We start from the raw sequence: 18,681 nt of genomic DNA on the forward strand, positions 1-18,681 counted from the left end.
ACGACACGTAGCACCCAGCACGTAGTACGACCTGTAGGACCCAGCACGTAGGACGACCCGTACCTCACGTGCGGAAGGGCCCGGACGCTCTAGCAGCGTCCGGGCCCTTCTCTGTGCACATGTGCGGGGTGGGTGTTACGCGGGCTGGTGTGCCGCCACCAGCGCCACCGCCGCCACCAGCAGGACCAGCAGCGTCAGCAGAGCCACCGGGCTCAGGCCTCCCAGGGGGCCCTGCTGCTGGAGTCGCTCTCTGTGGGCGCGGCAGACGCGGCACCTGCCTTCGCTGACAGGTCCCGCGCAGTTGGCGCACACCAATCGGTCGTAGGTCATGCGCATTCCTCCTCACCGCGCGGCGGAGCCGCTGTCAGTGTCTCTCCGCTCAACGCTCGGGGGAACACGACCGTTCCCCCTACCACTGTGCCAGTTCCCGGCGGTTTCGGCGCGGCCGACCGGATTCCGTACGGCCCGGCAGGGGTGGCGACCGCCCGGCATCCGTGATAAATCGCCCAAGCCCGGCGTTCGGTCCCGGACGCGGACTGCGCACTCCTGTCGGGTTCGCGTAATGTCTCGCTCACCTACTCCCGGCCGACCGTGGTGCATCCGTGATCCGATTCGACAATGTCTCCAAGACCTACCCGAAGCAGAACCGCCCCGCCCTGCGTGACGTCTCCCTCGAAATCGAGAAGGGAGAGTTCGTCTTCCTGGTCGGTTCGTCCGGTTCTGGGAAGTCGACCTTCCTGAGACTGCTCCTCCGCGAAGAACGCACCAGCCATGGCATGGTGCATGTGCTCGGCAAGGACCTCGCGCGCCTGTCCAACTGGAAGGTGCCGCAGATGCGCCGCCAGCTCGGCACGGTCTTCCAGGACTTCCGGCTGCTGCCGAACAAGACCGTCGCGGAGAACGTGGCGTTCGCGCAGGAGGTCATCGGCAAGTCCCGCGGCGAGATCCGCAAGTCCGTCCCCCAAGTCCTCGATCTTGTCGGCCTCGGTGGCAAGGAGGACCGGATGCCCGGCGAGCTGTCCGGTGGTGAGCAGCAGCGCGTCGCCATCGCGCGGGCCTTCGTCAACCGCCCCATGCTGCTGATCGCGGACGAGCCGACCGGCAACCTCGACCCGCAGACCTCCGTGGGCATCATGAAGCTGCTGGACCGCATCAACCGCACCGGCACCACCGTCGTGATGGCGACCCACGACCAGAACATCGTCGACCAGATGCGCAAGCGCGTGATCGAGCTCGAGAAGGGCCGTCTGGTGCGCGACCAGGCGCGCGGCGTCTACGGCTACCAGCACTGAGCATCGAAAGCTGAAAGGACGCCATGCGCGCCCAGTTCGTCCTGTCGGAGATCGGCGTCGGTCTCCGCCGAAATCTCACGATGACCTTCGCCGTCATCGTCTCCGTAGCCCTCTCGCTCGCCCTGTTCGGCGGCGCGCTGCTCATGCGCGAGCAGGTCAGCCTGATGAAGGACTACTGGTACGACAAGGTCAATGTCTCGATCTTCCTCTGCAGCAAGAACGACGCGACGACCACGCCCAAGTGCGCCAAGGGCGCGGTCACGACCACGCAGCAGAAGCAGATCGAGACCGATCTGAAGAAGATGGACAGCATCGTCGACACCGTCCACTTCGAGACGGCCGACCAGGCGTACAAGCACTACCGGGAGCAGTACGGCGACACTCCGATCGCCAGCACGATCACCCCGGACCAGATGCAGCAGTCCTTCCGCGTCAAGCTGAAGGACCCCGAGAAGTACCAGGTGGTGGCGACCGCCTTCGCGGGACGGGACGGCGTCCAGTCCGTCCAGGATCAACGCAACATCCTGCAGAACCTCTTCGATCTGATGAACGGCATGAATGTCGCCGCGCTCTGCGTGATGGCGCTGATGCTGGTCATTGCGCTGATGCTGATCGTGAACACCGTTCGCGTATCAGCGTTCAGCCGACGGCGAGAGACCGGGATCATGCGGCTCGTCGGCGCCTCCAGCTTCTATATCCAGATGCCGTTCATCATGGAGGCCGCGTTCGCCGGACTGATCGGCGGTGCCGTGGCCTGCGCGATGCTGATCCTCGGCCGCTACTTCCTGATCGACAACGGCCTTGCCCTGGCGGACAAGATGGAGCTGGTCAACTTCATCGGCTGGGACGCGGTGCTCGCGAAGCTCCCGTTGGTGATCGCCATCGGGCTGCTGATGCCCGCCGTGGCCGCCTTCGTCGCGTTGCGCAAGTATCTCCGGGTGTGACAAGTACCCCTGGCGTCGTCTCGACAAGCACCGTTCGGCTGCCAGGGGTTGTCCTAGACTCAACGCCATGTCGGGCTCCGAGTCGCACCACAGCGCCCGCGGTTTCCGCCGCGGGGCGGCCCTGACATTGGTCTTCGCGAGCGTGCTCGCCACGGCCGCGGCGACGAACTCCCTGCCGGGCGCCGACGAGAAGCCGCGCCGCGTGCCCACGCGTTCCGTGGCCTCGACGGTCGACAGCGACGATGTCACGAGGGCAGCCGCCGAGGCCATGGCCGACGGCAAGTCCGGCGCGGACGCGGCCGAGGAGGTCGTCAGCCGCAGCGGTGACCGCTGGGGCGCGGTCTACGACAAGCGGGAGTACGAGGAGTTCGAGCAGGCCCTCGACGGTGAGTACACCGGCGTCGGGCTCTCGGCCAGGCGCACCGCGGACGCACTGATCAAGGTGGTCAGGGTCCAGCCGGGCGGCCCCGCGCAGAAGGCCGGCATCAGGTCCGGTGACACCATCCGGGACATCGACGGAAGCGGCGTCGCCGAGCGGCCCGTCACCGAGGTCATGGCGCTGCTGCGCGGCGACTCCGCGCGCGCGAGGACCGGCGCCACCGTCGTCGGCACCTCGGTCGTGCTGGGGCTGGAGCGGGACGGGCACCGCTGGACCCTGAGCCTGCGCCGGGCCAGGCTCGCCACCGAATCCGTCACGGTCGACTCGATCGGCGGCGACACGCTGCGGATCAGGGTCGACTCCTTCACCAAGGGGACGGGCAAGCGGGTACGGGACGCGGTGCTGGACGCCCCCCGGGGCTCCGGCGTCCTGCTCGATCTGCGGGGCAATGGCGGCGGGCTGGTCACCGAGGCGGTCACCGCCGCCTCCGCCTTCCTCGACGGCGGTCTCGTCGCCACGTACGACATACGGGGCGAGCAGCGCGCCCTGTACGCGGATCCCGGCGGTGACACCGACCGGCCCGTGGTGGTGCTGGTCGACGGCGGCACGATGAGCGCCGCCGAGCTGGTCACCGGCGCCCTGCAGGACCGCGGCCGGTCCATCACTGTCGGCTCCCGCACCTTCGGCAAGGGCTCGGTCCAGATGCCGAGCCGGCTGCCCGACGGCTCCGTCGCCGAGCTGACCGTCGGCCACTACCGCACACCGGCCGGCCATGGCGTGGACGGCCGTGGTGTCACCCCGGATCTGCTGGTGAGCGAGCGCGCCGAGGAGCGGGCGCGGACCGTGCTGAGCGGCCTCGGGGGCACGCCGTAAAGAAGTTGCGCCGAGGTGCGAAAATGGCGGGACTATGGCTAAGGAAACAGGGCGCAAACTGATTGCGCAGAACAAGAAGGCCCGGCACGATTACCACATTCTCGACACCTACGAGTGTGGGCTCGTGCTGACCGGTACCGAGGTGAAGTCGCTCCGTCAGGGACGCGCCTCGCTGGTGGACGGCTTCGTCCAGATCGACGGGCACGAAGCGTGGCTGCACAACGTGCATGTGCCCGAGTACAGCCAGGGGACCTGGACCAACCACACCGCCCGGCGCAAGCGCAAGCTCCTGATGCACCGGCTCGAGATCGACAAGCTGGAGTCCAAGTCGCAGGAGACGGGTCACACGATCGTGCCCCTGTCCCTGTACTTCAAGGACGGCCGGGCCAAGGTCGAGATCGCGCTGGCGCGGGGCAAGAAGGAGTTCGACAAGCGCCAGACGCTGCGGGAGAAGCAGGACCGGCGCGAGACGGACCGCGCGGTCTCGGCGGTGCGGCGGCGGCAGCGGGCCTGACCCGGCGGAATAAGCTGGCACCGTCGTGCGTTTGTCACGTACGATGGCACTCGCACCTCACGGCGGTTACGCGCTCAGAAAATGAGCACCGCCCGATGGGTGTCTAATTCAATAGTGGCAAAAACATGGGGATGATCGGTTTCGACAGCGGATGTCGAAGCAGGGGAAGCGAGCCGAGGAAGCGGCAATGATCTCGTTAACCATATGTCGCAAACTATAATCGCCAATTCTAAGCGCGATTCCTCCGCCTTCGCACTTGCTGCCTAATTAGCAGCTAGCGAAGACTCTGCGGAGTGTCAGCCCGGGGCTGTTCCCGACCCGGATCCTGGCATCAGCTAGGGGACTAAACCTCTGAGCCCGGTCACGGGGCCCGGAGGGAAATCAAACAGTGACTGAGCCCGTCGGAGACTTGTCCGCGAGATCTCCGGGGCCGAGAAAATCACAGCGGACTGCGCTCGGAGAAGCCCTGGTTCTGCACCGTTGGACGCGGGTTCGATTCCCGCCATCTCCACAATTCCCATGTTCGCGGTAAACGAAGGCCCCGCTGCCCTGGCAGCGGGGCCTTCGTCGTGCCCGGCCGCTTTCTCAGCCGACACCCGGCGCCCTGCGGATGAGGCGCGAGGCCGCGACCGCCGTCAGCAGGGCGAGGATCGCGGCGCAGAGCGGAATGACGTACCCGAAGGCGGGGTCGGTGCGCTCCACGGTCCAGCCGCCGGCCGCCGAGCCGGCCGCGATACCGGCCAGCAGGGCGGTGACCGCCAGGGTCATTCCCTCGTTCAACCGGCTCTCGGGAGTGAGCCGCTGGACGAGCGTCATCCCCGTCACCATCGTCGGAGCGGTCGCGGCGCCCGCGAGCAGCAGTCCGCAGGCGAGCAGGGGCAGCGACCCCGACGACCCCGACGCGGCCGCGAGCAGCGGCAGCGTCAGCAGCGCCGACATCCCGGCGAGGCAGAGCACCAGCCGGCGGACGATACGGCGGGCGGGGCGCAGGGAGCCGAGCAGCAGGCCCGCTCCGCACGACCCCGCGGCCTGGAGCGCGAGCACCAGCCCGGACCAGGCCTGATGTCCGCGGTCGTCCGCGAAGGCGATCGTGACGACCGAGGTCGAGCCGAAGACCGCGCCCGTGGCGAGGAAGACGGCGAGGAGCGCGGTCAGCGCGGGCGAACGCATCGGGGCGCGCGCCGCTTCCGTACGGCCGCTGGCGGGCGGCTCGGTGGAGCGCTGCGCCGCGAAGATCAGTACGCCGGTCAGCAGCAGGATCGCGCCGGTCAGGGTGCCCGCCTCGGGAAAGAGCGCGGTGCACAGGAAGGCCGCGATCACCGGGCCCAGCATGAAACAGAGTTCGTCGGCGGCCTGTTCGAAGGAGTTGGCGGTGTGCAGGGCCGCCGCGTTCGCGGGTGTGGCCGCCTCCGGGGCCGCCTCGCGATGGAGATGGGCCCAGCGGGCGCGGGACATACCGCCGAGGTTCGGGGTGGTGGCGGTCGCGGCGTAGGCGGCGAAGAGCGTCCAGTCGGGGGCGCCGTAGCGCACGCACAGCAGCAGGACGAGCGAGCCGAGCACGGCGAGCGCGGTGGCGGGCACGGCGATACGGGCCTGCCCGTACCGGTCGATGAGCCGCGCGGTCCACGGCGCGACCAGGGCGGTGACGACGAGACCGGTGGCGGTGACGGCGCCGGCGAGCGCGTACGAGCCGCGCGACCCGGCGATCATGATCACCGCGCTCACGCTGAACATCCCCATCGGGAGCCGGGCGAGGAGATTGCCCGCGGTGAAGGCGCGGGCGCCGGGGATCGCGAAGAGCCGGGCGTACGGGTTGGTGCGGGTGCGGGTGCGGGTGCGGGTGCGGGCCCGGCGCGGCGCGGGCTGGTGGCCGGGGTCGAACCGCGGCGCCAGGACCAGGGTGTCGCCCGTGACGGTCATCAGCGGAGGGTCGGGTGAGTGCGGCATGGCTTCACCCTCCTCGCCCGCCGCGCTCCCGGTCCAACACCTGATCCGTGGCCATTCACGCGGCCGTGTTGTGAAACGTGGCGGTCCCCGGGTTGAATACGGCGTGCCCCGAGACATCGATCCCCGGCTGCTGCGCGCCTTCACCGCCGCCGCGGAAGAGCTGCACTTCACCCGTGCCGCCGCCCGGCTGTACATCGCTCAGCAGGCCCTCAGCCGTGACATCCGCCGGCTGGAACGGGAGCTGGGCGCCGACCTGTTCGTACGGACCACCCGGCAGGTGACGCTGACGGCGGACGGCGAGCGGCTGCTGCCGTACGCCCGGCGGGTGCTGGCGGCCCAGGACGAGCTGCTGGCCGCCTGCGCGGGCGAGGAGCGACCGCTGCTCGTCGACCTCAACAGCGAGGGCATGGTGTCGGGGCGGGTGCTGGCCCGGGCCCGCGAACTCGCCCCGCGACACGAGCTGATGGCCCGCTTCGAGAGCGGTCTCACCGGCGCCGCGGCCGCGATTCTCGCCGGCCGGCTCGATGCCTCCTTCGGCTATTTCGAGGGGCTCGCTCCCGCGTTGCGCTCCGGGCTCTCGCGCCAGCTGGTGCGCTACGAGCCGATGGCCGTACTGCTTCCGTACGACCACCCCCTGGCCGAGCGCGCCGAGGTGACGCTCGACGCACTCGCCGGCGAGTACGTGTACGCGGGGGCGGGCAATCCGGGGACCGTGGAGTGGACGGAGCTGGCGCGGCAGCTCTTCGCGGGGCGCTCCATCGAGGTGGCCCCGCCGGCGCCGATGGCGGTGGGGGCGGAGGAATTCCGGCGGGTGATGGAGAAGCACCGCACGCCGGTGCTCGCCGTGCTGGATTTTCCTGCGATGCCGGGCGCGGTGCTGCGTCCGCTCGTCGACCCCGTACCCCTGTCACCGCTGTCCCTGGTGTGGCGCAAGGGGCCGGATCACCCTGGAGTCGCGGCCCTGCGAGCCGCCGCGGCCGGACTCGCCGCCGAGGAAGGATGGCTGGAGCGTCCGCCCGGGAGCCGGCTTCATACCACCGTCACTCCTTTGATGCACAGCAACCCCTGAAGCAGAACTCGGGCGTCGTCGGCGTGCGCTACATTCTTGGTCCGGGTGCGGTGTGGTAGGGGGCGTTCGGTTCGGGTGGGGGCCCGGTCGACGGCATATCCGGCCAGCCGTATGCGCACCCAATACTGTCAGTGGTGGGGGATGTGCGTGCTGCAGTGAACAATTGGCAAGAAGATGCCCGAACCGGGCGTATGCATGAGCCGAGCGATGTCACCGTCGAGCTCGACGGACTGGGCCGCCAGCTCTCGGAGTTGCCCGCGGGAACCCGTACCGCGCAGGAGTCAGGTCCCGCGCGGGAAGCCGGACCCGAGGGTTCGGACCGCCCCGTGTTCGTCGATGCCAGCGGCCGCCGGAGCAAGAAGTTCCGCCGGGCCGGCTGGGTCGTGGCCATCGCCTGTGCCTGCTATGCCATGACGCTGGTGGCCGCCCTGGTCGGCGGGAACTCCAGCGCGCCCTGGCTCCAGATACCCGGTCTCGCGGATGACAAGAAGCCGGATACGGTCGAGATCCAGCCCGCTCCCACCACCAGCGTGTCCGTGAGCGTGACGCCCGGTGCGTCGGCGCCCACGCCCACGGCGACGGACGCGAACGGCGCGGTCATCCCGCTGCCTTCGGACAGCGCCACCCCGGGTGCCTCGGGCGAGCCCGAGCCGGGGACGTCGGTCTCGGCGAAACCGCCCAAGGCCTCGCCCGGCGCGGGCGGTACGAAGCCCGACCCGGGGACGTCCGTCGATCCCGGCTCCGACCCGGGCGGGGATCCCGGCACCACGGGCGGCACGGGCGGCGAGCCGCAGCAGCCGGATCCGCCCGTCGATTCGGGCTCCCCGACCACCGATCCGAGCCCTTCCGCCGAGCTTCCGTCCGCACAACAAGGCGGCCGGCCGATGGCCGTGGAAGGCGCACCCTAGATGACTTCCTCAGGCAGACGGGCCCGTCCGCGCACCGGCGGGCTCGTCAGGCGGCGCAGGCTGCCCATGCGCTACCTGCTGCCCTCGCTCATCCTGGTCGCCCTGCTCGCGATGCTGATGCTGCGCGGCTATGTGCACAGTGAGATCCTCGCCGACCACCGCGTCCGTCCCGCGGCCGCCACCGACGAGGTGCCGGACCGGATACTCGGCGGCGGCCCGGTCATCGACGCGCGGGGCTCGGCCCCCGCCAAGTCGCTGAGCATCCCGGACCACAAGCTCGTCCTGACCTTCGACGACGGCCCCGATCCGGTGTGGACCCCCAAGGTCCTCGACAAGCTGAAGGAGTACGACGCCCACGGCGTCTTCTTCGTCACCGGCACGATGGCCTCCCGCTACCCGGCTCTGGTGAAGCGGATGGTGGACGAGGGCCACGAGGTCGGCCTGCACACCTTCAACCACCCCGACCTCTCGTACCAGACCAAGTCCAGGATCGACTGGGAGCTCTCGCAGAACCAGCTGGCGCTGGCGGGCGCGGCCGGGATCAGGACGTCCCTCTTCCGGCCGCCGTACTCCTCGTTCGCCGACGCGATGGACAACAAGTCCTGGCCGGTCGCCCAGTACCTCGGCAGCCTCGGCTACATCACGGTGCTCGACACCACCGACAGCGAGGACTGGAAGCGCCCCGGGGTCGGCGCGATCAGCCGTAACGCCAGCCCGAAGGACGGCAAGGGCGCGATCGTGCTGATGCACGACTCCGGTGGCGACCGCTCGCAGACCGTCGCCGCGCTCGGCCACTTCCTGCCGAAGATGCAGAACAAGGGGTACGAGTTCGCCAACCTCACCGAGGCACTCGGCGCCCCCAGCGCCCACACACCGGTCACCGGCACGAACCTCTGGAAGGGCAAGGCATGGGTCGGCGCCGTCGCCCTCTCGGACACCATCACCGGCGCCCTGGTCGTCGGGCTCTCCGTCATCGGCGTGCTGGTCTTCGTACGGTTCGGCCTGATGCTGCTGCTCTCCTTCGCGCACGCGCGCAAGGTGCGCCGCCGCGGCTTCCGCTGGGGCCCGCCCGTCACCGAACCGGCGACGGTGCTGGTGCCCGCGTACAACGAACGCGAGTGCATCGCCAACACCGTGCGCTCGCTGATGGCCAGTGACCATCCGATCGAGGTCATCGTCATCGACGACGGCTCGACCGACGGGACCGCCGACATCGTCGAGGAGCTCTGGCTGCCGAACGTCCATGTCGTACGGCAGCCGAACTCCGGCAAGCCCGCCGCCCTCAACAACGGCATCGCGCACGCCCGTCACGACCTGGTCGTGATGATGGACGGCGACACCGTCTTCGAGCCGTCCACCGTGCGTGAGCTGGTACAGCCCTTCGGCGATCCGCGCGTCGGCGCGGTCGCGGGCAACGCCAAGGTCGGCAACCGCGACACCCTCATCGGGGCCTGGCAGCACATCGAGTACGTGATGGGCTTCAACCTCGACCGGCGGATGTACGACATGCTCCGCTGCATGCCCACCATCCCGGGCGCGGTCGGTGCCTTCCGGCGCCAGGCACTGGACCGGGTCGGCGGCATGAGCGAGGACACCCTCGCCGAGGACACCGACATCACCATGGCCATGCACCGCGACGGCTGGCGTGTCGTGTACGCGGAGCGCGCCCGCGCCTGGACCGAGGCCCCGGAGTCCGTGCAGCAGCTGTGGTCCCAGCGCTACCGCTGGAGCTACGGCACGATGCAGGCGATCTGGAAGCACCGCCGCGCGCTCATCGAACGCGGCCCGTCCGGCCGCTTCGGCCGCGTCGGTCTGCCGCTGGTCTCGCTCTTCATGGTGCTGGCGCCGCTGCTGGCCCCGCTGATCGACGTATTCCTGCTGTACGGCCTGGTCTTCGGCCCCACCCAGAAGACCGTCGTCGCCTGGCTGGGCGTCCTGCTGATCCAGGCCGTCTGCGCCGCGTACGCCTTCCGGCTCGACCGCGAGCGGATGACCCATCTGATCTCGCTGCCCCTCCAGCAGATCCTCTACCGGCAGCTCATGTATGTGGTGCTGCTCCAGTCCTGGATCACCGCGCTCACCGGCGGCCGGCTGCGCTGGCAGAAGCTGCGCCGTACCGGCGTGGTGGGGGCGCCCGGCTCGATTCCGAGCCCGCGCGGACGCGGCACCGATCGGAGGCCCGTGGCGTGACCACTCATCCCGCTGGCACCGGGGGCGTCCCCCGGGCCAGACACAAGGCGGCCTCCGGGCCGGCCCGGCCGGATCCCGCACCGGCCGCCGCGGCCCCGGGCGACGCGCCCGCCAGGCCCGGCCGGGACCGCTATCTGGATCTGCTGCGGGCCGTCGCGCTGGTGCGTGTCGTGATCTTCCATATTTTCGGCTGGGCCTGGCTGACGATCCTCTTCCCCTCCATGGGCGTGATGTTCGCGCTGGCCGGATCGCTGATGGCCCGGTCGCTCTCGCGGCGGTCGGGCGCGAGCGTCATCCGCGGCCGGCTGCGGCGGCTGCTGCCCCCGATGTGGGCCTTCGCGCTCGTCATCGTGCCGCTGATGTTCGTGCTGGGCTGGCAGCCGGCCAGGGAGGAGGGCCAGTGGTGGTTCATCAAACTGGCCAACTACCTCGTCCCGTTCGGCGCCCCGCCGTACCCCTTCGAGAGCGGTGACCCGGGCGGCTGGCTGGACCAGTCCTGGGCGGACCAGGCGGCAGGACCGCTCTGGTACATCCGCGCCTACCTCTGGTTCGTCCTCGCCTCACCGCTCCTCCTCTGGGCCTTCCGTAAGGTCCCGTGGGCGACGCTGGCCTTCCCCGTCGCCCTCACCGCCGTCATCGGCACGGGCCTGGTGGAGGTCCCCGGCGAGGCGGGGCTCGCGCTGACCGACTTCGCGGTCTACGGCGCCTGCTGGGTGCTCGGCTTCGCCCACAACGACGGGATGTTCCAGAAGATCCCGCGCTACCTCACCGTCTCGCTGGCCGCCTTCTCCATGGCCTTCGGCCTGTGGTGGGCCTCCGGCCATCTCGGCCCGGAGGGGTGGAACTTCGACGAGATCCCGCTCGCCGAGGCGACCTGGTCGCTGGGCTTCGTCGCGATCCTGCTCCAGTACTCCCCGTCCTGGCAGAGACTTCCCGGCAGGCTGGCGACGTACGACTCGGTGATCACCCTCGCCAACAACCGTGCCGTGACGATCTATCTCTGGCACAACCTGCTGATCATGGCGACGGTTCCGCTCATCGACCAGCTCTGGAACATCCCCGGGATAGACGCCTTCTCGGCGGAGCTGGACGCGTCGTACTCCCTCCTGACCCTGGTCTTCGTCTGGCCACTGATCGCCCTGATGATCCTTGCCGTGGGCTGGGTCGAGGACGTGGCGGCCCAGCGCCGGCCGCGCCTGTGGCCGAACGGCTCGACCCCCGCGAGGCCACGGGCGGCGGGCTCGCACACGCGCTGACGCGCCGGCGTGGGGATCACGGCTGGACCGCGTGCGCGGAACTCTCCCGGACGATCAGCTCGGGTGTCAGCAGGACGTGTTCCGGGGCTCCTTGCGGATCCTTTATCCGGCTGAGGACAAGCCGGGTACAGGCCCGGCCGACCTCGTCCAGGGGCTGCCGGAGACTGCTCAGGCCGGGGGAGAGCAGCGCGGCGGCGGAGGAGTCGTCGAAGCCGACGACGGCGACGTCCTGTCCTGGTGTCCGGCCGCTGTCCCGCAGCGCCCGGTAGCAGCCGAGGGCGAGGGTGTCGCTGGCCGCCACCACCGCCGTGATGCCCTTCGGGAGGAGCGGTCCGACCGCGTCCCGGGCCGCGTCGACGTCGTCCAGCGCGGTGACCCGCAGGTCACGCACGGACAGACCGTGCCGGCGCATCGCCTCGCGCCAGCCCAGCGCCCGGTCGTCGCCGACGCCGGAGCCGCGGGGCCAGCCGAGGAAGGCGATCCTGCGGTGGCCGAGGCCGACGAGATGGTCGACGGCGGCCGCGGTCCCATGGGCGCCGTCGACGTCCACCCAGTCCCCGACGGAGCGGGCCGACCAGGGGCGGCCGAACGCGACGAAGGGGATACCGCGCTTGTGCAGCCAGCCGGGGCGGGGGTCGCCGCGGTGGGTGTTGCTCAGGACGAAGGCGTCCACCGACTGTTCGCGTAACAGCTCGGCGTAGCAGTCGGGTTCGTCCTCGGTGTGGGCGGGCGCGGCGAAGAGCAGGACCCGGTATCCGGTCTGGTTCGCCGAGTCCGAGAACGCGTGCAGGAAGTGCTCCATCACCGGCCCCGACACCGCGTCGACCGCCGCCTGGACGCCGTAACCGATCAGCCGGCTGGACCGGGTGCGCAGGGAGCGGGCGGCCTGGTGAGGCCGGTAGTCCAGCTCGGTGATGGCCCTGCGGACCCGCTCCAGGGTCAGCGGGGCCAGCAGGTCGGGGGAGTTGAGCGCGTTGGACACCGTCTGAGGCGATACTCCCGCCCGCTGGGCGACCAGTGCCAGCGTGGCCGGCCTGTCCCCGCGCCCACCGGACGTCGTCGTACGTGCCATCAGTCGTCTCCGTCTCTGGGTGCCGTCCGAGCCGCCACATCCCTTGCCGGCCGCGCCAGTTCAGGGTTTCATGCGGGAAAACGGTTCGTGCCATGGTTTTTCGCCGCTTGCGGGAACGGTGCGGAGCAGCGGGGCAATCCCGGCGAACCGAGCCCCGGCGATGACGATCCCGTCCGGCGTGAGTGAGCGGGACGAGGGACCTGGGCACGACCTTCACGATCGGGATCACGGCCGCCCGGCGGGCCGACGAGCCAGGCCCTGTCCGGCGGATCTTCGCGGGCCCGGGCGCCCTGCTCCGGCGCCGCGGCGGCTCCGTCGTCCACGCCCCCGTGCTGCGGATTGTACCGCCCGCCGACGACGCCGGGTTTCTCTGCCGCGCGCCCAACGGACCGGCGCCTGAACGCTGTTACGTCTCACCGGGGCCCCGGGCCACGGGGACCGCCGGGGCCGGGGCCCGATCGCGTCGGTACGGTACGGAGATGGCCAACGACTCCTCCATCCGCCTCCGGCCCGCGACCCCGGACGACGCCGAACTCGTCGCCGAGGCATTCGTCCGCAATCGCGAACATATGCGCCCCTGGGAGCCGTACCGTCCCGCCGACTTCTTCACCCCGCGGGCCCAGGCCAACCGGCTCGCCGATCCGTCCGTCCGGCGCTGGCATCTCGCCGACGGCGGGCGCATCGTCGGCGAGGCGACGCTCTCCGGCATCGCCCTCGGGCACTTCCGCAACGCGCATGTCGGCTACTGGACAGATGCCGCGTACACCGGCCGCGGCCTGGCGACCCGCGCCGTCGAGGAGGCATGCCGCGCGGCCCGCGACGACCTGGGCCTGCACCGCGTCGAGGCGGCCACGGTGCTCGCCAACGGCGCGTCGCAGGCGGTTCTGCGTAAATGCGGCTTCGAGCTGATCGGCACCGCGCCGCGCTATTCGCACATCGACGGGGAGTGGCGCGACGTCTATCTCTTCCAGCGCATCCTGCACGACGGCCCGCCGAACGCCGCGCCTTAGGCCCTGTGCGGGCCCAGTCCGGGCCCCTGTGCGGGCAGTGGCACCGGTAGCAGGGGTTCCGGCCGGGCCCCGGGGCGGGCACTCTGAGGAGAACGGCACGCACCGGTGAACCCGAGGCGGTGACAGGCACATGACGGCGGGCATGGGCTCGTACGAGTGGCGGTTCGACTCCGGGCGGGTCTGCCTGGATCTGGTGGCCACCGGAGAACCGACCACCAGAGGGCGGGAACAGCTCGACGATGCCGTACCGCTCGGCCATTGGCTGATCGGGGCCGGACTGGTGCCGCAAGGCACTCCGCTCGCCGCGGTCGACGCCCGCTGGGTGCGGTCCTTCGCCGCACTCCGTGACGGCGTGGGCCAGCTGGTACGCGCCGAGATCGACGGCCGGGACGCGGCCGCCGCCCTGGAGCGCGTCAACGCGCTGGCCGCGGGGGCGCCACCGGGGATCAGGGCCGTACGGGGCGAGGACGGTGATCTCGTACGGGCGCTGAGCACCGAGCCCGAGTGCGACGCGCTGCTGGCCGTGGTCGCCAGGGACGCGGTGGAGCTGCTCACCGACCCGGCCGCGCGGGCCCGGCTGCGGCAGTGCGAGGGCGACAGCTGCCGCCGGGTGTATCTGGACACCTCGCGGGGGCGGCGGCGCCGCTGGTGCTCCAGCGAGGTGTGCGGCAACCGCGAGCGGGTCGCCAGACACCGCCGCCGGGTGGCCCTCGCCCGCGCCTGAGCCCGGAGGCCGGGCGGCCGTGCGGCCGTGAGTCCGGATCCCTGAGCCCCCGGGCCGTGCGGCCGTGTGGCCGGCCGTGGCGAAAGATCTGAAAGTTTTTCCCCGGCCGTTGAGTGCCCGCTGCCGATCTTCCGTAGTGATGGGGGAGAAGCAGCCATGAAGGTCTCGACCGGGAGGTTCAGGTGCGCAAGGATGCGGCCGTGGCCGATGACCGTCCTCACCGTGCCCGGCACCGGAGCGAGGCACCGCGCACCAACCTCTCGCCTCCCGACGAGGAATTGATGCGCGCCCTGTACCGGGAGCACGCCGGACCGCTGCTCGCCTATGTACTGCGTCTCGTCGCGGGCGACCGCCAGCGGGCCGAGGATGTCGTGCAGGAGACGCTCATCCGTGCCTGGAAGAACGCCGGTCAGCTCAACCGGGCCACCGGCTCTGTCCGACCCTGGCTGGTGACGGTCGCCCGGCGTATCGTCATCGACGGCCACCGCAGCCGGCAGGCCCGGCCGCAGGAGGTCGATCCGTCGCCGCTGGAGGTCATGCCCGCGGAGGACGAGATCGACAAGGCGCTGTGGCTGATGACGCTCTCTGATGCGCTCGACGATTTGACCCCTGCCCACCGGGAAGTGCTCGTAGAGACGTACTTCAAGGGACGTACGGTCAATGAGGCGGCCGAGACGCTCGGCATACCCAGCGGGACCGTGCGTTCACGGGTGTTCTACGCACTGCGTTCCATGAAGCTCGCGCTGGAGGAGAGGGGGGTCTCGGCATGACCACGCACGAGCAGTACGGACTGGGCGACGAAAGTACTGTGCATGATGCCGTCGGTGCGTATGTCCTCGGCATTCTCGACGATGCCGAAGCCACCGCCTTCGAGGAGCATCTCGCCGGCTGCCCGCTGTGCGCCGTCCGTCTGGAGGAGTTCTCCGGGATGGAGCCGATGCTGGCCATGCTGGCGGACAACCCGGCCCCCTTCGCCGGTCCCGGCCCGTCCGCCACGCCCTTCGCGCAGCTGCCGACGCCCGCCGTCTCCGTACAGCCGAGTCCACGGCTGCTCGACCGGCTGGTCGACGAGGTCGCCGTCAAACGCGCCCAGCGCAAGCGCCGGGGGATGTACCTGGTCGCGGCGGCCGCGGCGCTGATCATCGGCGGACCCGCGGTGGCCTATGTCGCCTCCTCGGGCGACGGCGGCACCGCCAATGAGGTCACGGCGGAGCCGCACCCCACCAGCCCGGCCGAGGACGCCTTCTTCAACCACATGGCGGAGAAGGTCCGGGCCACCGACGCCACCACGAAGGTCAGTGCGACCATCGGGATGGAGCCGAAGGGCTGGGGGACGCACACGGTCCTGGAGCTGAAGAACGTCAAGGGTCCGCTCAAATGCAGCCTGGTCGCCGTCTCCAAGACCGGCGAGGAGGAGGTCGTCACCTCCTGGTCGGTGCCCGCATGGGGGTACGGCATCGCCGACAGCCCGCACAAGGTGTCCAAGAGTCCGCTGTACGTCCACGGCGGTACAGCCATGGAGAGCAACGAGATCGATCACTTCGAGGTCCGTACGTTCGACGGCAAGCGACTGGTGGAGGTCGGCGCCTGACATACCCGCCCCCTTCGCGTACGGTTGACGGCTGCCCGATGCACGTCATGAAGGGGGCCTCGGTGGCCGCGCAGGATGCCGCTGTTGAAACCGCTGGACCCGCCGTCGATCCCGTACGCGACACGGAGCACGACTCCGTACGCGCACGCGAGATCGGCGTCGAACAGCACCATCTGAACCAGGTGTACCGCCGCCTCGAGGAGAAGATCCACGAGGCGGAGTTCCTGATGAACGACGCCGCCAAACGGGGGCAGGTCGGCACACCCGGAGCCCTCGCCGAGCGCGACGCCCAGGTTTTCCGGGCCGGGATCCATCTCAACCGGCTCAACAACGAGTTCGAGGACTTCCTCTTCGGACGGATCGATCTGCTGCCCGGGAAGGACGGAAAGAAGGGCCCGGACGGCGCGTACACCTCAGTGGAACCCGCCGACGACGCCATCAGGGCCGACCGCACGGCCGATATCGCCGAGACACTGCACATCGGCCGGATCGGGGTCCTCGACTCCGACTACTCGCCGCTGGTCATCGACTGGCGCGCGCCCGCCGCCGCGCCCTTCTACCGGGCCACGCCGGTGGACCCCGGCCGGGTCGTACGCCGGCGGGTGATCCGCTCCAAGGGCCGCAAGGCCCTCGGGGTCGAGGACGACCTGATGCGCCCGGAGCTGACCGCGTCGCTGGACGGCGTTCCGCTGGCCGTCATCGGTGACGGCGCGCTGATGGCCGCGCTCGGCCAGGCCCGCAGTCACACGATGCGGGACATCGTCTCCTCCATCCAGGCGGAGCAGGACCTGGTGATCAGGGCCCCCGCGGCCTCCGTCACCGAGGTGATGGGCGGTCCTGGCACGGGCAAGACCGCGGTCGCGCTGCACCGCGCCGCGTATCTGCTCTACCAGGACCGGCGGCGCTACGCGGGCGGCATCCTGGTCGTCTCGCCGACGCCGCTGCTCGTCGCGTACACGGAAGGCGTGCTGCCCTCGCTGGGCGAGGAGGGGCAGGTCGCCATCCGCGCCGTGGGGTCGCTGGTGGACGGCGCGGAGGCCACGGCGTACGACGAACCGGCCGTGGCCCGTGTGAAGGGCTCGGCGCGGATGCTGAAGGTGCTGCGCAACGCGTCCAGGGGCGCGCTGGAAGGGGCCACGACGGCCGCCGGGAACCGGGGAGGACGGGGCGGACGGGGCAGGCATCAGGCGGGCCGGTCAGGTCAGGCGGGGCAGCCGGGCCAGCTGGCCTTCGGCGACGACGAGGCGTCGGGAACGGGATCGGGAACGGGAACGGGGACGCCGGGTGGCGGTCGCGATGACACGCCCGCCGGGCCTGTACCGGCCGACCGGCTCCGGGTCGTCGCCTTCGGCCGCAGGCTGGAGCTGGAGGCCGAAGAGCTCCACCGCATCCGGCACTCCGTCCTCAGCGGCACCGCACCCGTCAACCTGCTGCGCCCACGGGCCAGAAGACTGCTCCTGGACGCCCTCTGGTCGAAGTCCGGCGCCGCCGCGCGGGCCGGCGAGTACGTGTCGAAGGGAGACGCCGAGCTGGCCGCCGAGCTGCGCGGCGGCTTCGACGACGACATCACGTCCGAGGACAGCTTCCTGGAGTTCCTGAACGCCTGGTGGCCCGAGCTGACCCCGCGCGGGGTGCTCGCCGCGATGGCCGACGAGCGGCGCCTCGGCCGCTGGTCCCGCCGTGTCCTCAACCAGGGCGAGACCCGGCGCCTGGCCCGCTCGCTCAAGCGGCTCGGCCCCGAAGGCAAGGGCCCGCTCTCCGTGCACGACGTGGCGCTGCTGGACGAGCTGGAGACGCTGCTCGGCTCGCCGCCGCGGCCCAGGAAGCGGCGTGAGCTCGACCCGCTGGACCAGCTCACCGGTCTGGAGGAGCTGATGCCGCAGCGCGAGGAGTCGCAGCGTGAGCGGGCCGAGCGGCTGGCGGCGGAGCGTACCGAGTACGCGCACGTCATCGTCGACGAGGCGCAGGACCTGACGCCCATGCAGTGGCGGATGGTCGGCCGCCGCGGCCGGCACGCCACCTGGACGGTCGTCGGCGACGCCGCGCAGTCGTCCTGGTCGGACCCGGACGAGGCGGCGGAGGCCCGTGACGAGGCGCTCGGCACCCGCCCGCGCCGCCGCTTCACCCTGACCGTGAACTACCGCAACCCGGCCGAGATCGCCGAGCTGGCGGCGAAGGTCCTGGCGCTCGCCATGCCCGGCATGGAGTCCCCGAGGGCGGTGCGCTCCACCGGCGTGCGGCCCCGGTTCCGGGTCGTACAGGACGGGGATCTCGCCGGGACCGTACAGGCGGAGGCGCGGCGGCTGCTGGAGCGGGTGGACGGCACCGTTGGTGTCGTCGTCGCCATGAACCGGCGCGAGCAAGCGGCGCGCTGGCTGGCCGGGCTCGGCGAACGGGTGGTGGCGCTCGGCAGCCTGGAGGCCAAGGGGCTGGAGTACGACGCGACGGTCGTGGTCTCCCCGGCGGAGATCGCGGACGAGTCGCCGGCCGGTCTCCGTCTGCTGTACGTGGCGCTGACCCGGGCGACGCAGCAGCTCACGGTGGTCTCGGCGGCCCGGGACGAGCCGGACGCGGAGGGAGTACCGGACCTGCTCCGGGATTGATTCCGAGTCAACTCGCGATGCGGGAATCGCTTACCGGGGTGGTTTGTTAGCCTGGTGTTGGCACCGGCTCGATCCAAGCCCCCGGGCCCAACCTTAGTCGCTTCGAGCGACCACTTGCCGCGAGGCGAGCATGGCGGGTCGGTGCCACCTTTTCTGTACGGAAGCAGGTCCTCACCAGCAACGGTGGGGACCTGTTTCCGTTGCGCGCACCGCTGCTAGTGTTTCTCGCCTGGCGGAATAAACCTTCCGAAGGTACCCGCCTTTACCTGCTACCCGCAGGTAGGTGCGACCATCGGATGGCACCGCCGG

General features: G+C 70.6%; 16 protein-coding genes and 1 other RNA gene. 14 read left to right on the forward strand and 3 right to left on the reverse strand.

The window, feature by feature from the left end; all coding sequences use genetic code 11:
* Positions 1–135: 135 nt before the first annotated feature.
* Positions 136–330 (reverse strand): hypothetical protein, encoded by a 195-nt coding sequence (locus ACZ6MZ_RS18355; RefSeq protein WP_384189211.1) that lies wholly within the window; start codon positions 328–330, stop codon positions 136–138.
* 272 nt (positions 331–602) lie between these two features.
* On the opposite strand from ACZ6MZ_RS18355, the gene ftsE reads away from it, so the two are divergent.
* The 5 genes from ftsE to ssrA all read left to right on the forward strand — a co-directional run bounded on the left by ftsE (position 603) and on the right by ssrA (position 4,516).
* Complete coding sequence (gene ftsE / locus ACZ6MZ_RS18360) at positions 603–1,292, forward strand: cell division ATP-binding protein FtsE (protein WP_360174845.1); 690 nt, start codon at positions 603–605, stop codon at positions 1,290–1,292.
* Positions 1,293–1,315: 23 nt separating this feature from the next.
* On the forward strand, positions 1,316–2,236 hold the full coding sequence (gene ftsX, locus ACZ6MZ_RS18365; RefSeq protein ID WP_389789804.1) for a permease-like cell division protein FtsX: 921 nt from the start codon (positions 1,316–1,318) through the stop codon (positions 2,234–2,236).
* 67 nt (positions 2,237–2,303) lie between these two features.
* Complete coding sequence (locus ACZ6MZ_RS18370; protein ID WP_389789807.1) at positions 2,304–3,488, forward strand: S41 family peptidase; 1,185 nt, start codon at positions 2,304–2,306, stop codon at positions 3,486–3,488.
* 34 nt (positions 3,489–3,522) lie between these two features.
* Entirely contained in the window at positions 3,523–4,002 is a 480-nt protein-coding gene (smpB, locus tag ACZ6MZ_RS18375) for an SsrA-binding protein SmpB (RefSeq protein ID WP_384189217.1), read from the forward strand.
* Between the two features lie 127 nt (positions 4,003–4,129).
* Positions 4,130–4,516: a transfer-messenger RNA gene (ssrA, locus tag ACZ6MZ_RS18380) on the forward strand.
* A 71-nt stretch (positions 4,517–4,587) separates the two neighbouring features.
* Here the strand turns inward: ssrA and ACZ6MZ_RS18385 are convergent.
* Positions 4,588–5,949: an MFS transporter gene (locus ACZ6MZ_RS18385; protein ID WP_469352986.1), complete on the reverse strand. Its 1,362-nt coding sequence runs from the start codon at positions 5,947–5,949 to the stop codon at positions 4,588–4,590.
* A 103-nt stretch (positions 5,950–6,052) separates the two neighbouring features.
* Between ACZ6MZ_RS18385 and ACZ6MZ_RS18390 the strand changes: the two genes are divergently transcribed.
* The 4 genes from ACZ6MZ_RS18390 (at position 6,053) to ACZ6MZ_RS18405 (ending at position 11,372) form a co-directional block, all read left to right on the forward strand.
* Positions 6,053–7,018, forward strand: coding sequence for a LysR family transcriptional regulator (locus ACZ6MZ_RS18390; RefSeq protein ID WP_469352988.1), 966 nt, complete (start codon positions 6,053–6,055; stop codon positions 7,016–7,018).
* A gap of 191 nt (positions 7,019–7,209) precedes the next feature.
* Positions 7,210–7,926, forward strand: a complete 717-nt coding sequence (locus ACZ6MZ_RS18395) for a hypothetical protein (RefSeq protein ID WP_469352990.1) — start codon at positions 7,210–7,212, stop codon at positions 7,924–7,926.
* 66 nt (positions 7,927–7,992) lie between these two features.
* The gene (locus tag ACZ6MZ_RS18400; protein WP_469353332.1) at positions 7,993–10,116 is read left to right on the forward strand and encodes a bifunctional polysaccharide deacetylase/glycosyltransferase family 2 protein; all 2,124 of its coding nucleotides are present in this window, start codon (positions 7,993–7,995) and stop codon (positions 10,114–10,116) included.
* On the forward strand, positions 10,113–11,372 hold the full coding sequence (locus ACZ6MZ_RS18405; protein ID WP_469352992.1) for an acyltransferase family protein: 1,260 nt from the start codon (positions 10,113–10,115) through the stop codon (positions 11,370–11,372). Before ACZ6MZ_RS18400 ends, ACZ6MZ_RS18405 begins: the two co-directional genes overlap by 4 nt.
* A 16-nt stretch (positions 11,373–11,388) precedes the next feature.
* Here the strand turns inward: ACZ6MZ_RS18405 and ACZ6MZ_RS18410 are convergent, their stop codons facing one another.
* Positions 11,389–12,444, reverse strand: a complete 1,056-nt coding sequence (locus ACZ6MZ_RS18410) for a LacI family DNA-binding transcriptional regulator (protein WP_469352994.1) — start codon at positions 12,442–12,444, stop codon at positions 11,389–11,391.
* Positions 12,445–12,923: 479 nt separating this feature from the next.
* On the opposite strand from ACZ6MZ_RS18410, the gene ACZ6MZ_RS18415 reads away from it, so the two are divergent.
* The 5 genes from ACZ6MZ_RS18415 (at position 12,924) to ACZ6MZ_RS18435 (ending at position 18,372) form a co-directional block, all read left to right on the forward strand.
* Entirely contained in the window at positions 12,924–13,454 is a 531-nt protein-coding gene (locus ACZ6MZ_RS18415; RefSeq protein WP_384189227.1) for a GNAT family N-acetyltransferase, read from the forward strand.
* 130 nt (positions 13,455–13,584) lie between these two features.
* On the forward strand, positions 13,585–14,178 hold the full coding sequence (locus ACZ6MZ_RS18420; RefSeq protein WP_469352996.1) for a CGNR zinc finger domain-containing protein: 594 nt from the start codon (positions 13,585–13,587) through the stop codon (positions 14,176–14,178).
* Positions 14,179–14,360: 182 nt separating this feature from the next.
* Positions 14,361–14,948, forward strand: a complete 588-nt coding sequence (locus ACZ6MZ_RS18425) for a sigma-70 family RNA polymerase sigma factor (protein WP_384189230.1) — start codon at positions 14,361–14,363, stop codon at positions 14,946–14,948.
* Complete coding sequence (locus tag ACZ6MZ_RS18430) at positions 14,945–15,769, forward strand: anti-sigma factor family protein (protein WP_469352998.1); 825 nt, start codon at positions 14,945–14,947, stop codon at positions 15,767–15,769. Before ACZ6MZ_RS18425 ends, ACZ6MZ_RS18430 begins: the two co-directional genes overlap by 4 nt.
* A gap of 62 nt (positions 15,770–15,831) precedes the next feature.
* Positions 15,832–18,372, forward strand: coding sequence for a HelD family protein (locus ACZ6MZ_RS18435; protein WP_469353000.1), 2,541 nt, complete (start codon positions 15,832–15,834; stop codon positions 18,370–18,372).
* Positions 18,373–18,681 lie beyond the last annotated feature (309 nt).

This window comes from Streptomyces sp. NPDC042201, from assembly GCF_055582185.1.